Source organism: Mesorhizobium sp. WSM4823, from assembly GCF_055811195.1.
Genome location: NZ_JBVVQL010000002.1, coordinates 327931 through 342439, shown reverse-complemented (window position 1 = coordinate 342439; position 14509 = coordinate 327931). Strand labels below are relative to the sequence as shown.

Sequence of the window (14509 nt, the reverse complement as noted above, 5' to 3'; positions counted from 1 at the left end):
TTGCCCCAGGCAAGCCTCTTGTTTGCCCCAGGGCAGCAAGCTGTGACGTGATGTTCACTGCATGTCGTCGGCCGCGCCGCCTCACCGCCTCCGCCTGCCGGGACCTTCTCTCGTATAGCAACACCCGGCAAGGCAGTGACGGGCAGCGCAAACCTGAAGCAATTGCTCTGCTGCGGCAGCGCCATCAATACCGCATTGCCGCCGGCCATCTGCCGCGCTATCTCAGGCGACCGCTGTCTGCCTCAGGCGATCCTGTCTGCTTCAGGCGACCCTATCTGCTTCAGGTCGACGTTTGCCGGAGTCTCCCATGCCTGAAATCGTTACCGCCGCCATGCTCGTCATCGGCGACGAGATTCTGTCCGGCCGCACCAAGGACAAGAATATCGGCCACCTCGCCGACATCATGACGGCGATCGGCATCGACTTGAAGGAGGTGCGCATCGTTCCCGACGAGGAAGGCGAGATCGTCGCCGCGGTGAATGCCGTGCGTGCCCGTTACACCTATGTCTTCACGACCGGCGGCATCGGTCCGACGCATGACGACATTACCGCGGATTCGATCGCCAAGGCCTTCGGCGTGCCCTGCGAATACGATGCCAAGGCCTATGCCATGCTGGAAGCGAGCTATGCCGCGCGCGGCATCGAATACACCGAGGCGCGCAAGCGAATGGCACGAATGCCGCGCGGCGCCGATCATATCGACAATCCTGTGTCCATCGCGCCGGGTTTTCGCATCGGCAACGTCCATGTGATGGCCGGCGTCCCATCGATTTTCCAGGCGATGCTCGACAATGTGGTGCCGACGCTGAAGGCCGGCACCATAATGTTGTCGGCCACGGTGCACTGTCCCTTTGGCGAAGGCCTTGTCGGCGGACCGCTGGGCGACATCCAGAAGGCGCATCCGGACACGATCATCGGGTCCTACCCGAAATATGGCGACGGCAAATTCTGGACTGAGCTGGTCGTCCGTGCCCGCAGCCAGCAAGCGCTGGAGGCCGCCCGCGCCGACGTCGAGGCAATGGTCGCAGGCCTCGCCAGCGCGGCCAATTGAGCTAAAGCGCGTCGTCTGAAGGAATCCATGCGATGCGCTTTAGGTCTTGTTCATGCATGTCGCTGTCCCAAACCGCTGCGGACTTTGGGCGACACGCATCAGGCCGGAACCAAGCATGGTACTGTAACGTTTCTCGCGGGCGAGTTTCGATCGCCGTAAAATGAGGGATTACCATGCGATTCAAGACCATCGTCGCCATACTGCAGAACGAACAGGACGCGGAGCGCGTGCTCGAATGTGCCATTCCGCTTGCCGACAAGTTCGAAAGCCATCTCATCGGCATTCATGCCGAAGCGCTTCCCGTCCCCTACACCTCGGCCACCGGTTTTCCCGACACCGAGTTCCTGCAGGTTTCAGCTGACATGAACAAGGAACGCGCTGAAAAATTGCGGGCGGTTTTCCTCAGGCATATCGAGGATTCCGGCCTGTCCTTCGAGTGGCGCAGCCTTGAAAGCTTTTCCGGAGATAGCGCGCTGACCGGTATCCCGACCGTCCGCACGGCGGACCTGATCATCGCCGCGCAGCGCGAGTCGGGCGGCGATCCGAGCGCCGACGTCGACACGCTGGTCTACGACGCCGGCCGGCCGGTGCTGGTCGTGCCGCATTCGGGCCCGCTCGTCACCAGTTTCAAGCATGTGCTGCTCGCCTGGAACGGCAGCAAGGAAGCCGCGCGCGCCGCCTTCGACGCCCTGCCCTTCATTATCGAGGCCGAGAAGACGGATGTTGTCGTCATCGACCCACCGGATACGCTCGACGCGGCGCCGGAGGCGGCCGGCGCCGAAATCGCCGCTGCCCTGTCCAGGCATGGCGCCGCGGTCAGCGTCTCGGTCCTGCAATCGGGCGGCCTCTCGGTCGACGACGTGATCCAGACCAGGGTTGCCGAAACCGGCGCCGACCTGCTCGTGCTCGGCGCCTACAGCCATTCCTGGTTGCGCCAGCTTCTGTTCGGCGGCGTCACGCGCACGGTGCTGCGCACGGTGCCGGTGGCAGCCTTCCTGTCGCGGTAAGAAGCGTAGATCAAGAACTCTGGCGCGCGGCGAAATACGCCCCGACATGGTCAACGACGGTGGAAGTCAGGTCATCGGGCGCATGAGGGCTGCGCCGCAAGGCCACGTCATAGTAACCAATCGACGGAAGGCCTTGCTCAGGCCCAAACGGCACCAGTTCTCCCGATAAGGTTGCAATCGGCAACGGCGCGACTGCCAGCCCCGCCACCACCAACGCAAGCTGGCCCGCAAGATTCTCACTTGTACAAGCGATCTGATAAGAGATGTCGGCTGCGTCGAGCGCGTCGATGGCTGACTTCCGCCAAATGCAACTCGCTGGACCTGCGGCGACCGCCAGCGGACGACGGAGATGGGCGGTTCCATGCGCAAGGCCTGCCCACACAAGCCGATCTCTATGGATGGCCGTGTCGGGCGATCCAGTTCGACCCGTCGCGCCAGCTGTCACCAGTGCGACATCCAGTTCGCCCTCATCCAGCATCCGCGACATCGTGCTGCTTGTGCGACACGTCACGCTGATCTCCACCAACGGATAGGCCGCTGTATAGCTGGCGAGAACCGAGGGAAGGAACGCAACCGCATATTCATCCGTCATTCCCAGCCGCACAGCGCGTCCGTGCGACAGGCGATTGAATCGCACTATCGCCTCTTCGGCGATTCCAAGCGCGCGCCGCGCATAGGTCAGAAGCGCTTCACCTGCTGGCGTCAACATTATCGAGCGCCCTTGATGCACAAAGATCGGCTGTCTGATCTGCGTTTCAAGCCGTTTCATTTGCATGCTGATGGCAGATGGCGTCCGGTGCACTGTTCGGGCAGCACCGATGAAGCTGCCTGTGTCGACAACCGCCATCAGAGTACGCAGGAGCGAGTTGTCCAGCCCCAACAGAACGCCCGAATCCGGCCCTGAGCGTGCGTGGTTCGGCATGAGTGGCAAGCCCCAATTCGCCAATTTCGTTGATGTCGAGTGTAAGTCCTTTTCGTTTGTCGGAGCAATCAGCCTTGGCCAAACTGAGTAAAACCAATTGCACAGCCGGCATGGTGACCGGCTAGCTGCGTCTGGGCATGGGCAAATACACCGCTTGAGGAACCCACTCAATGAACACGGCGCTAGATCTCGCCTACCGTGCAGCACGAGCCTGGATCGACGGATTGGATGAACGTTCGGTGGCTGCAACGGCCAGTCTTATGGATCTCAAACGGTCTTTTGCCGGCCCACTGCCATACGAAGGCAGCAGTGCAGAGGAAGTGGTTCAAGCACTTGCCAGGGATGCCGGCCCCGGGATGCATGGCAGCGCAGGCGGACGCTTCTTTGCCTGGGTGATTGGCGGCGGCCTGGAATCCGCACTGGCGGCCGACTGGCTGGTAACCACCTGGGATCAGAACGCGACCGTCTATGCCTCCAGTCCGGCCTCCGCCGTGATCGAGGAAACAGCCGGCGAATGGATCAAGGAGTTGCTTGACCTGCCGCGAGACGCCTCTTTTGCGTTCACCAGCGGTTGCCAAATGGCGCATATGACCAGCCTTGCGGCTGCACGCGCGGCGCTGCTGAGGCGCGTCGGCTGGAACGTGGAAGAGGACGGGCTGATTGGCGCGCCCAGGATCAGGGTGCTGACGAGCGACCAGCGACACGTCACCGTAGACCGCGCGGTGCGCTTTCTGGGGATCGGCCGCAAGGCTATTGATCAGTTGAAAACGGACGAGGATGGGCGCGTCTCTCCTGCGGTTCTCGACGGCGCGCTTTCCGACAGCTCCAAACCGACCATGCTGGTGCTGAATGCTGCCGACTTGAACATCGGCGCCTGTGACGCGTTCAGGGAGTTGATATCGATGGCGCATTCAGCCGGCGCCTGGGTTCACATCGACGGTGCCTTCGGCCTGTTCGCACGCGCCAGCCGAACGTACCGCCACCTGCTGGACGGCGTGGAACTGGCGGATAGCTGGGCGACCGACGGCCACAAATGGCTGAACGTTCCTTTCGATTGCGGTATCGCCATTGTCGCGGACCGGGAAGCACATCGCACTGCCATGACATCGAGCGCATCCTATGTCGCGCCAACCACAATTGCGCGGGACCAGTCAGACTGGAACCCGGAATACTCTCGCCGCGCGCGTGGCGTTCCCGTCTATGCTGCCCTCAAGCAACTCGGCCGCAGCGGCATGGAAGCTTTGGTTGATCGCTGCTGCGCGCATTGCGCCAGCATCGTCGAGGGGATCGGCGAACTACCGGGCGCCGAGATCCTTGCAAGGCCAACGCTCAATCAAGGCCTGCTCAGGTTCGCTCGGCCTCGCGCTTCACCTGCGGAAAACGACGCTTTTACCGACGAAACGATTCAAAAAATCAATGCCACAGGCGAAGCCTTCTTCTCCGGCACGACCTGGCGCAACCACCGCGCCATGCGCGTCAGCGTGGTTAACTGGCGCACCAGCGAGCAGGATGTGAAGCGGGCGATCGCGGCCGCGACTTCTGTGCTGACGCCAGAAGTGGCTGCGCCGATCGGACTGGAGGTTGCGCCACTTGCCAACACCTAGGCTTTCCAGTTAATTCCGCGCGCATTCCTTCAAGTGTCTGCGCGCGATTTTCGCGCGCTGCGGAGTGCGCAGAAAAATGTCCCTTCCCGAAAAGGCCTTTCCCGTCTCCTGGGATCAGTTCCACCGCGACGCGCGTGCGCTCGCCTGGCGGCTTGCCGGCGCCAACAAAGGCCAATGGAAGGCGATCGTCTGCATCACGCGCGGCGGGCTGGTTCCGGCTGCCATCATCTCGCGTGAACTCGGGATCCGGATCATCGAGACGGTCTGCGTCGCCTCGTACCACGACTACACCAGCCAGGGGCAGTTGCAGGTGCTGAAGGAGGTGACGCCTGCACTGCTCGCCGATGACGGCGCCGGCGTGCTGATCATCGACGATCTCACCGACACCGGCAAAACCGCGGGCATCGTGCGGGCCATGATGCCCAAGGCGCATTTCGCCACCGTCTACGCCAAGCCGAAAGGCAGGCCGCTGGTCGATACCTTCGTCACCGAAGTCAGCCAGGACACCTGGATCTATTTTCCGTGGGATATGGGCTTCACTTACCAGAAGCCGATCGCCGACGACCACGTCGGCTGATTCGCGGCAAGTGCTTGTTCTCGTGGGATAGCTGGCGGCCACTTCCTGCTGGCGACCACTTCTTGAAAGAACGCCGCGGCGCACGATATTTCCTGAATCGACGCACCTTGTCGTGGTTAACCACCTCGTATGAGGTTTTTTACTTTTATTACTTATGATTAGCCGTAAGATTCACGAGACGGCAGATGATTCTGGAGGCTGGGGCAAGCTTCTCCGATGTTGACGACGCCAGCAACGCACAACCATTTGGCCGAAAGGGTCCAGCGGCTCTTCGGCGCAGCGCCGTGCCGCCTGCAGGTTGCAGCATTGCCCTGGCGCGATACCGGACATGGCATCGAGATCATGCTGATCACCAGCCGCGATACCGGCCGCTGGGTGCTTCCCAAGGGCTGGCCTGAGGCCAAGGAACTGCTTTGCGAGGCGGCGGCGCGCGAGGCCGGCGAGGAAGCCGGACTGCGCGGCACGATCTCCCACCACGAAGCCGGTCGCTATTTCTATGCCAAGGCATTGTCTTCCGGCGAGGAAGTGCCTTGCGAAGTCCTGGTGTTTCCGCTGCAGGTCGACAAGATCGCCGACCGGTGGAAGGAAAAGCGGTCGCGCACCCGCAAATGGGTCAGCCCCGCCGAGGCGGTCCGCATGGTCAACGAGCCGGACCTTTGCCAGATCATCGCCTATTTCTGTGCCGACCCGCGTCAATTCTCCTGAGTTGGACATAGACGCACCGACCGCGCATCGCGCGGCTTAAAATCGAAATCTTGCGCGCCACTTTCTATCCCCGTTATCCACATGTGTGACACACAAGATGTTGGGGTCACAAAAGCTACGCAAACGAATCCTTGACGGCGCAAAACGAGTCGCCTTTTATAGGCCATGCGCTCCTGTTGAGAGCGCGACCGGAAAGTTCTGAGCCCGGTCTTTTTCCCGGATTTTGTGCGTTTTGCCCGCATTTCCGCCTGGTTACGAGGCCGGCGGAAGCGTTGGGATTGGTGGGCTTGGGGAGACGAAAGGGAAAATTGTCGGACTGGAATAAATTGTCTGTTAATACTATATTTAGTGTTTGCAGGTAAGTTCGACGCTAGATAGTGTGAAGTTCCCTCGATTGAGGGAGTCGCAAAAAAGTTTCAGTCTTGAGGGACCCGCAGGGTTCGTCAGCGCGTTGGACGGCACCTTCGCAAGGAGGTCGACCAGCAGGGCGGGCGGAGGCTGTGAAAAGGAGCCGGCCGTTTTCGAACGCCGGCGGACGGCGGACATGCGCGTTTCGCATTGGGGGCAGAAATCTCCTGACGAAAGCGCTATATATAGACAAAGGGAAAAGGGCCAATGCGCATCGAGCGTCGTTTCACCAAGCAGGGTCAATCGGCTTATGCGGAGATCGAATTCCGCAAGGCGCTTTCGGAGATCAAGAATCCGGATGGCTCGGTGGTGTTTCGCTTGGACAATATCGACGTGCCGGCGCAGTTCAGCCAGGTTGCCGCCGACATCCTGGCGCAGAAATATTTCCGCAAGGCCGGCGTGCCGGCACACCTGAAGAAGGTCGAGGAGAATGACGTCCCCTCCTTCCTCTGGCGCTCCGTTGCCGACGAGGCCGAACTGGCAAAATTGCCCGAGGCCGAGCGCTACGGCTCCGAGATCGATGCCCGCCAGGTCTTCGATCGCCTCGCCGGCACCTGGACCTATTGGGGCTGGAAGGGCGGCTATTTCAAATCGGAGGAAGACGCGCGCGCCTTCCGCGACGAGCTCGCCTATATGCTGGCCACCCAGCGCGTCGCGCCGAACTCGCCGCAATGGTTCAACACCGGCCTGCACTGGGCCTACGGCATCGACGGCCCGAGCCAGGGTCATTTCTATGTCGACCCGTTCACCGGCAAGCTGACCAAGTCGAAGTCTTCCTACGAGCATCCGCAGCCGCATGCCTGCTTCATCCAGGGCGTGCAGGACGATCTTGTCAACGAAGGCGGCATCATGGACCTGTGGGTGCGTGAAGCGCGCCTGTTCAAATACGGCTCCGGCACCGGCTCCAACTTCTCGTTCCTGCGCGGCGAAGGCGAAAAGCTGTCCGGCGGCGGCCGCTCGTCCGGCCTGATGAGCTTCCTCAAGATCGGCGATCGCGCCGCGGGCGCCATCAAGTCGGGCGGCACGACGCGCCGCGCTGCAAAGATGGTCATCGTCGACGCCGACCATCCCGATATCGAGGAGTTCATCGACTGGAAGGTCAATGAGGAGCAGAAGGTCGCCTCGCTGGTCACCGGCTCCAAGATCGTGAAGAAGCACCTCGAAGCGATCATGAAGGCCTGCATCAACTGCGAAGGCCAGGACGACGATTGCTTCGATCCTGCGATCAACACCGCGTTGAAGCGCGAGATCAAGCTGGCCAAGAAGGACGGGGTGCCGGAGAACTACATCTACCGCGTCATTCAGTTCGCCAAGCAGGGCTACACCTCGATGTCGTTCAAGACCTACGACACCGACTGGGATTCGGATGCCTACCTCACCGTTTCGGGCCAGAATTCTAACAATTCGGTCTCGTTGAAAGACGATTTCCTGCGCGCCGTCGAAGAGGATGCCGACTGGCACCTCACCGCCCGCAAGGACGGCAAGGTGCTGAAGACGCTGAAGGCCAGGGATCTATGGGAAAAGATCGGCTATGCCGCCTGGGCGTCGGCCGATCCGGGCCTGCACTTCAACACGACGATGAACGACTGGCACACCTGCGCTTCGGCCGGTGCGATCCGGGCGTCCAATCCGTGCTCGGAATACATGTTCCTCGACGACACTGCCTGCAACCTGGCGTCGATCAACCTGCTGCCCTACCGCAACGCCGACGGTACCATCGACATCGCAGCCTACGAGCACACGGTCCGGCTTTGGACCATGGTGCTGGAAATTTCCGTCATGATGGCGCAGTTCCCGTCGAAGGAGATCGCCAAGCTTTCCTACGAATATCGCACACTCGGCCTCGGCTACGCCAATATCGGCGGCCTGCTGATGACCTCGGGCATCCCCTATGATTCCGACGAGGGCCGCGCCATCTGCGCAGCACTCACTGCAATCATGACCGGCACGGCCTATGCCACCTCGGCCGAAATGGCCGCCGAGCTCGGCGCCTTCCCCGACTATGACCGCAATGCGCAGAACATGCTGCGTGTCATGCGCAACCATCGCCGAGCGGCCTATGGCGACAGGGATGGCTACGAGAAGCTCGCCGTCAATCCGGTGCCGCTGGTCGCCTCCGACCTGAAGCAGCCGGAGCTTGCCGCCCATGCCAAGGCTGCCTGGGACCGCGCCATCGAGCTCGGCGAGGAGCATGGCTACCGCAATGCGCAGGCGACCGTGATCGCGCCGACCGGCACGATCGGTCTGGTCATGGATTGCGACACCACCGGCATCGAGCCGGACTTCGCGCTGGTCAAGTTCAAGAAGCTGGCCGGCGGCGGCTACTTCAAGATCATCAATCGCGCTGTCCCTGAAGCGCTGCGCACGCTCGGCTATTCGGAAAGCCAGATCGCCGAGATCGAGGCCTATGCTGTCGGCCACGGCAATCTGAACCAGGCGCCCGCCGTCAATCCCGGCTCGCTCAAGGCCAAGGGCTTTACCGACGAGAAGATCGCGGCACTCAATGCGGCGCTGAAGTCGGCCTTCGACATCAAGTTCGTCTTCAACCAGTGGACGCTGGGTGCGGACTGGGTGAAGGAGACTTTTGGCTTCACCGACGAGCAGCTCAACGATTTCTCGTTCGAGATGCTGCCGGCGCTCGGCTTCTCGAAAAAAGACATCGAGGCCGCCAACATCCATGTCTGCGGTGCAATGACGCTGGAAGGCGCGCCGTTCCTGAAGGCCGAACATCTGCCCGTGTTCGACTGCGCCAGCCCGTGCGGCAAGATCGGCAAGCGTTCACTGTCGATCAACAGCCACATCCAGATGATGGCGGCGGCGCAGCCCTTCATCTCCGGCGCCATTTCCAAGACCATCAACATGCCGAACGACGCGACGGTGGAAGACGCCAAGGGCGCCTACATGCTGTCGTGGAAGCTGGCGCTGAAGGCCAACGCGCTCTATCGCGACGGCTCGAAGCTCTCCCAGCCGCTCAACGCCTCGCTGCTTGCCAACGTCGAAGACGACGAGGACGATGCCGTCGAGCAGCTGATCGCAGCACCGGCGGCGGCACGCGCCGCACAGATCACCGAGCGGATCGTCGAGCGCATCATCGAGCGCGTCTCGCGCGAGCAGGAGAAGCTGCCGTCTCGCCGCAAGGGCTACACGCAGAAGGCCAAGATCGGCGGCAACACCATCTTCCTGCGCACCGGCGAATATGATGATGGCCGTCTCGGCGAGATCTTCATCGACATGAACAAGGAGGGCGCGACCTTGCGCGGCCTTCTCAACAATTTCGCCATCGCCATCTCGCTCGGCCTGCAATATGGCGTGCCGCTCGACGAATATGTGCATGCCTTCACCTTCACCAAATTCGAGCCGGCCGGCATGGTGCAGGGCAACGACGCCATCAAGAGCGCGACGTCGATCCTCGACTACGTGTTCCGCGAGCTCGCTATCTCCTATCTCGGCCGCAACGACCTCGCCCATGTCGACCAGTCGGATTTTTCCAACACCGCACTTGGCCGCGGTATCAGCGAAGGCAAGACCGACGCCGTCTCAAAGGGCCTGACCCGCGGCGCCTCGCCAGTGAAACTGGTGTCGAGGGTGAGCGGCAACGATCCGAAGGGCTTTGCCGGTTCGGGCTCGCCCAGTGCCCGCTCCGCGCCGACGGCATTCTCCGGCTCCAACGTACTGGCGCTGAAGCCGGCCAGCGAGGAAGCCACCGCCTACAAGCGTGATTATGAGGAGCGGGCAAAGGAGCTGATCGAGGACATCGCCTTCGAGGAGGCGGCGGGTGCTGCTTCCGACACCACGGCGGCGCTGTTCACCGATGCCGCAGCCAACGAGGCAGCCGAGGCGAAGAAACTAGCCGCCGACCGCCGCGCCAAATCGCTGCTCCAGGGCTACACCGGCAATTCCTGCTCCGAGTGCCAGAATTTTACGATGGTGCGGAACGGGACGTGTGAGAAGTGCGATACGTGTGGAGCGACGAGCGGGTGCAGTTGAGGAAATCTGCAGCGCCAGAACGTAACATCATCGGCTCGGTCGCAAGATCGGGCCGAAATCCGTTAAGCGCCGTGATCATCTCTTCCTTCTCCCTTGTTTGTGGAAGAAGGTGCACTGACGGCGCTCCGTCCAACACCCCTCAACCGTCTTGGCGCTGCGCGCCAATCCACCTTCCCCCACAAGGGGAGAAGGAAAGGCCTCACCGCCACGGCTGCAAACGCTCATCGCGGACATAAGCGATGATGGTATCGCAGACGGCGTTCAAATCCCGCAGCGCGTCGTCGTTCCAGAAACGCAGCACGCGAAAGCCCCTCGCCTTCAATTCGGCATTTCGCTCCCGATCATAGTTCGAATCCGCATGCTGGCTGCCGTCGATCTCGACGATCAGCCTGGCCTCGGCGCAAACGAAATCGGCGATGAATTTGCCGACAGGAACCTGACGCCGGAATTTGATGCGATCGAGCCTGCGCCCGCGCAGTTCGTGCCACAGGCGGTCTTCCGCCTCCGTTGGCTCGCGGCGCATCGAGCGGGCGAAACGACGTTTGGTCGGAGCGACGGGCTGGTGCGGCATCGGGCGATTAACCAGCCTTGGCGCTCCGTCCAGCACCATCGTCACGCAAATCGCTGACATTCGAGATTGGCCAAAGCGCGAAATGCCAGCGCTCTCCCTTCTCCCCTTGTGGGAGAAGGTGGATCGGCGCGCAGCGCCGAGACGGATGAGGGGTGTTGGACGGAGTGCCGTCCGTGCCAAGCTGGAACACCCCTCATCCGTCGCCTTTGGCGACACCTTCTCCCACAAGGGGAGAAGGGAAGAACAGCCCCTCAGTTCACGGCGCTGATGTTACCCAAGCGTAAAAACAGCGTTTCGCCGGATGAATCATCGACGCCGTCATTGTCGGTGGCGACGAAAATATCGCCGTTCCTGTCGATGGTGAAACCTTCGACCTTGTCGACGACATAGCCGTTGGTGGCTGATTTCAGGTCGCCGATGATGTCGCGCACCAGCGTCTTTTCGACCAATGGCAATTCGCCGCCGAGCTTGGCCGGCTTGAAGGCGTCGAGCGCCACCGAATAGACGCGCTTCACCTTGGCCAGGTCGCCGATCTGGTTGTCGCGTTCGAGGATGTAGAGCTTGCCGTCATGCGCGGTGATCTCCGACAGGCCCATCCAGCCAGCTTCGGTCGCTTCGAGCGGATAGCGCACCGCCGACCATTCTTTGGCCTTCGGCTTGTAGGCCAAAAGCTTGACCTGGCCCTTCGGATCGTCGGCCCATTCGCGCTGCACTGCCATTACCAGCGTCAGGTCGTCGCCCTCGCCGATCGCGGTGATGCCTTCGAGACCGAAGCGGATCTGGTGGGCGAGCAATTCCATCGGGAAGCCGATTTCCTGCTTGATCTCGCCCTTGTCGTCGACGCGCAGGATGGCGTGCGGGGCGAGCTTTGCTGGATCGCCTTCATTGGCCAGCCAGAAGCCGCCTTCGCCGTCGGCGACAAGACCTTCGATGTCGAGCTTCTGCGCAGGATGGCCGCCACGCGTGACGATGGTCTTGCCGGTGATCAGCGCCGGCGTCTGCGTGGCATCGATCTCGAAGATCGAGGGCGCGTTGGCGTAGAACGAGTCCGAGGCAGCGAACAGCTTGCCGGCGGCGTCGCCGGCGGCGAGCGCCGAAAGCGCACCCCAGCCGAGCGGCGTGCCGTCTGCCGTAAGCTTTGCCGTGATCATCGGGTAAGTGGCGGGACCCTCGGAGCGCTCGTAGATCATCACCTGCGAGCGGGCCAGCCCGTCCTCGACCAGGTCGGTCTCGTTGGCGGTGACCAGGAGATTGCGCGACGGGATCGCGACTAGGCCTTCCGGGCCGATGCCGGACGGCAGGAGCTGGACAAACTGAGGCTCTGCACCGGTGTCCTTGTAGACGCCGACCACGGAGCCACGCTCTGAAGCGACGAAAATCAGCCTGTCTTCGCCGAACGTGCTGGTCTCGATACCTTCCGGCTCGACGCCTTTCTTGTTGCGGGCGTCGGGATAATGACCGGCATTGGCGACCTCATACTCGAAGGACGGACCGGATTCGTAGAGAACCTCGCCCTTCTTGCTGAAGATCGTGAAGCCGCGCGAGCCGCCCTTGTAGTCGCCTTCGTTGGCGACGACGAAACGGTCATTGTCGAGCCATTTCACGGCGTCGGGTTCACGCGCGACGTTTTCCATTTTGCCATCGAAAGAGAACGCGCCGTTCTTCTTAGTGTCGATCTTGTCCAGCGTGACCGAGCCTGCGGAGAAGTGGGTGACGATCGCGCCGGTTTCGGCATTGACGATGGCGATGTGATTGTTTTCCTGCAGCGTGACCGCGATCTCGCCGGCCTCGTTGAAGGCGACGAATTCCGGCTCGGGATCGTCCCCCGCGACTTCGGCGATGCCCGCCAGGTTCACGGTCTTCATCGTCGCGCAATCGGGCTGGCCTTCGGCAAGGGTGAAAATCTTGAGGTCGCCCGCCGGCATCTGCGGTATTTCTCCGTCGTTCACCTCCTCGTCGCGCTCGTTCTCAATGCCGATGGCCAGGAACTTGCCGTCCTTGCTCAGCGCCAGCGAGTCCGGCTGGCCGCCGAGGTCGCAGGTGCTTTCGATCGCCTTGGAGGCGAGATCGATGACGGTGAGATTGCCTGAAGGCTTGGCCTTGCTCTCCGATGTGTTGACGCCGGCCAGCACCTTGCCGCCGATGACCACAACCGAGGTCGGCTCGCCATCGATCTTGACGATGCCGCCGGCCTTGGGCGACTTGGGATCGGCGATGTCGATGAAGCCGACTGCACCGAGCGGGCTGTCGGAATAGACCAGCGTCATGCCGTCTTCGCTGGCCGCGATGATTTCGGACGAAGTCGGCGAGGTCTTCTCGACGTCCGCGGGAAGGTTTCCGGCGACCGCGAAGCTCGCGACCCGGTTGAACATCACATCGGCATGGGCCGGCAGCGAAACGGAGGCAGCAAGCGCTGCCGTCAGGACGAAAAGCGCGGAATGGCGGGGCACGGGTGGCGTCTCCTGTTTGGATGGAAGCCACCTGCTTTGGAGGAGCGACATTTCAATGCGATGACGGATCCATGACAATTCCGCGACAGTCGGTCAGGGTTCCTCAATATTCACCCCAATGCCTGCAAACGGTGGTTTCTGCGGCCGCGATCAGTGCCGCAGGCGCGAGCGGCAGGATGCTCCCAGCCGGCCCCTACTCCGCCTCGGCCACCATCTGCCGCCCGCCTTCCCAGTTCCGCCAGGCTCTCTCGTCACCATGGAAGACGTTGAGGTCGATGCGGCCTCTCACGCCGTGCGACAGGCCGGAGCCGGAATACTGCCAGAACACCCATTTGCGGCCGGGATAGACCTTTGACGGGTGCTGTGCCACCGCCCGCAGCCAGAACGGATAGTCTGGGAAAGCGCCTCTGAGATTGTCGCGGTAGAAATCGGGCGCGGTGTAGATGATGGGTCGCTGGCCGTAGTGGCGTTCCAGCTTGTCCATGAAGACCTGCATCTTCTCCAGCACCTTTTGTTGCGACGGCCGCCGCTTGCAGCTGGATTCGCCATTCCACTCGACATCGATCACCGGCGGCAGCGCGCCCTCGACCCTCGGCACGTTGCGGATGAACCAGTCGGCCTGCTCGCCGGCGGTGCGGCACCAGTAGAAGAAATGATAGGCACCGCGCTTCAGGCCGGCGGCGTCGGCATTGCGCCAGTTTTTCATGAACATCGGATCAAGATGATCGCCGCCATCGGTCGCCTTGATGTAGGCGAAGTTCGCGCCCTGCGCGCGCAGCTTGTCCCAGTTCACATTGCCCTGCCAGCGCGAGACATCGACGCCGTGAACGGCGAGGTGCCTGGGCGAGGCCTTGCCGAAATTGATCGGCTTGGCGTCACGAAAACGATAGCGCTGGACCGGCTCGGCGAGGATCGGTGTCGCGCGTGCGATCCGCTTCGGCGGCGCCACCAGGGCAATCGGCTCGGCGGGTGGTTCGATGCTTTCCACAGGCTCTGGAGGGGCCATCGCCACGGCTTGGTCCATCGCCTCTTCCTCAGCGAAGGCGGGTGCGGCATCGGCCGCATCGACCGAGGCCACCGGCGCGGGCGGCCGCACAACCGAGCTGGTCGTCTCACTGGACGGCACTTGCAGCGCATCGACGCCGGACGTCGACGTGCAGCCGGCAAGGCACAGCGCTGCGATCGAGAAGATGACGACGCCTGATAACCGCATCTGGACCTGTACGC

The 14509-nt window shown here is 62.0% G+C and carries 10 protein-coding genes; 6 read left to right on the top strand and 4 right to left on the bottom strand.

The annotated features are described in order from the left end of the window. Nucleotides 1-307 precede the first annotated feature (307 nt). Nucleotides 308-1051 carry a competence/damage-inducible protein A gene (locus AC0L26_RS06540; protein WP_473631807.1) on the top strand — a complete coding sequence of 248 codons (744 nt, stop codon included), beginning with the start codon at nt 308-310 and terminating at the stop codon, nt 1049-1051. 173 nt (nt 1052-1224) lie between these two features. Next, nucleotides 1225-2058, top strand: a complete 834-nt coding sequence (locus AC0L26_RS06535) for a universal stress protein (RefSeq protein ID WP_473631806.1) — start codon at nt 1225-1227, stop codon at nt 2056-2058. 10 nt (nt 2059-2068) lie between these two features. On the opposite strand, the gene AC0L26_RS06530 is transcribed toward AC0L26_RS06535, so the two are convergent. Continuing rightward, nucleotides 2069-2938, bottom strand: coding sequence for a LysR family transcriptional regulator (locus tag AC0L26_RS06530; RefSeq protein WP_473631805.1), 870 nt, complete (start codon nt 2936-2938; stop codon nt 2069-2071). A 212-nt stretch (nt 2939-3150) separates the two neighbouring features. Between AC0L26_RS06530 and AC0L26_RS06525 the strand changes: the two genes are divergently transcribed. The 4 genes from AC0L26_RS06525 to AC0L26_RS06510 all read left to right on the top strand — a co-directional run bounded on the left by AC0L26_RS06525 (nt 3151) and on the right by AC0L26_RS06510 (nt 10261). Next, entirely contained in the window at nt 3151-4584 is a 1434-nt protein-coding gene (locus AC0L26_RS06525; RefSeq protein ID WP_473631804.1) for a pyridoxal phosphate-dependent decarboxylase family protein, read from the top strand. Nucleotides 4585-4660: 76 nt separating this feature from the next. Beyond that, nucleotides 4661-5161: a xanthine phosphoribosyltransferase gene (gpt, locus tag AC0L26_RS06520; RefSeq protein ID WP_352934719.1), complete on the top strand. Its 501-nt coding sequence runs from the start codon at nt 4661-4663 to the stop codon at nt 5159-5161. Between the two features lie 216 nt (nt 5162-5377). Beyond that, nucleotides 5378-5866: an NUDIX hydrolase gene (locus AC0L26_RS06515; RefSeq protein WP_352934722.1), complete on the top strand. Its 489-nt coding sequence runs from the start codon at nt 5378-5380 to the stop codon at nt 5864-5866. Between the two features lie 615 nt (nt 5867-6481). After that, entirely contained in the window at nt 6482-10261 is a 3780-nt protein-coding gene (locus AC0L26_RS06510; protein ID WP_473631803.1) for a vitamin B12-dependent ribonucleotide reductase, read from the top strand. Nucleotides 10262-10460: 199 nt separating this feature from the next. Here AC0L26_RS06510 and AC0L26_RS06505 read toward each other — a convergent pair whose 3' ends face one another. From AC0L26_RS06505 to AC0L26_RS06495, 3 genes are all read right to left on the bottom strand, one after another. Next, nucleotides 10461-10832, bottom strand: coding sequence for an endonuclease domain-containing protein (locus AC0L26_RS06505; protein WP_473632139.1), 372 nt, complete (start codon nt 10830-10832; stop codon nt 10461-10463). 251 nt (nt 10833-11083) lie between these two features. Then, nucleotides 11084-13282: an esterase-like activity of phytase family protein gene (locus tag AC0L26_RS06500; protein WP_473631802.1), complete on the bottom strand. Its 2199-nt coding sequence runs from the start codon at nt 13280-13282 to the stop codon at nt 11084-11086. Nucleotides 13283-13475: 193 nt separating this feature from the next. Further along, a complete protein-coding gene (locus tag AC0L26_RS06495) occupies nt 13476-14495 on the bottom strand; it encodes a glycoside hydrolase family 25 protein (RefSeq protein WP_473631801.1) in 1020 nt (339 codons plus the stop codon). Nucleotides 14496-14509 lie beyond the last annotated feature (14 nt).

Excerpts from the sequence above, each read along its gene's own strand:
- AC0L26_RS06540 (WP_473631807.1), top strand. The coding sequence starts at position 308 with ATGCCTGAAATCGTTACCGCCGCCATGCTCGTCATCGGCGACGAGATT.
- AC0L26_RS06535 (WP_473631806.1), top strand. The coding sequence starts at position 1,225 with ATGCGATTCAAGACCATCGTCGCCATACTGCAGAACGAACAGGACGCG.
- AC0L26_RS06525 (WP_473631804.1), top strand. The coding sequence starts at position 3,151 with ATGAACACGGCGCTAGATCTCGCCTACCGTGCAGCACGAGCCTGGATC.
- gpt (WP_352934719.1), top strand. The coding sequence starts at position 4,661 with ATGTCCCTTCCCGAAAAGGCCTTTCCCGTCTCCTGGGATCAGTTCCAC.
- AC0L26_RS06515 (WP_352934722.1), top strand. The coding sequence starts at position 5,378 with ATGTTGACGACGCCAGCAACGCACAACCATTTGGCCGAAAGGGTCCAG.
- AC0L26_RS06510 (WP_473631803.1), top strand. The coding sequence starts at position 6,482 with ATGCGCATCGAGCGTCGTTTCACCAAGCAGGGTCAATCGGCTTATGCG.
- AC0L26_RS06505 (WP_473632139.1), bottom strand. The coding sequence starts at position 10,832 with ATGCCGCACCAGCCCGTCGCTCCGACCAAACGTCGTTTCGCCCGCTCG.
- AC0L26_RS06495 (WP_473631801.1), bottom strand. The coding sequence starts at position 14,495 with ATGCGGTTATCAGGCGTCGTCATCTTCTCGATCGCAGCGCTGTGCCTT.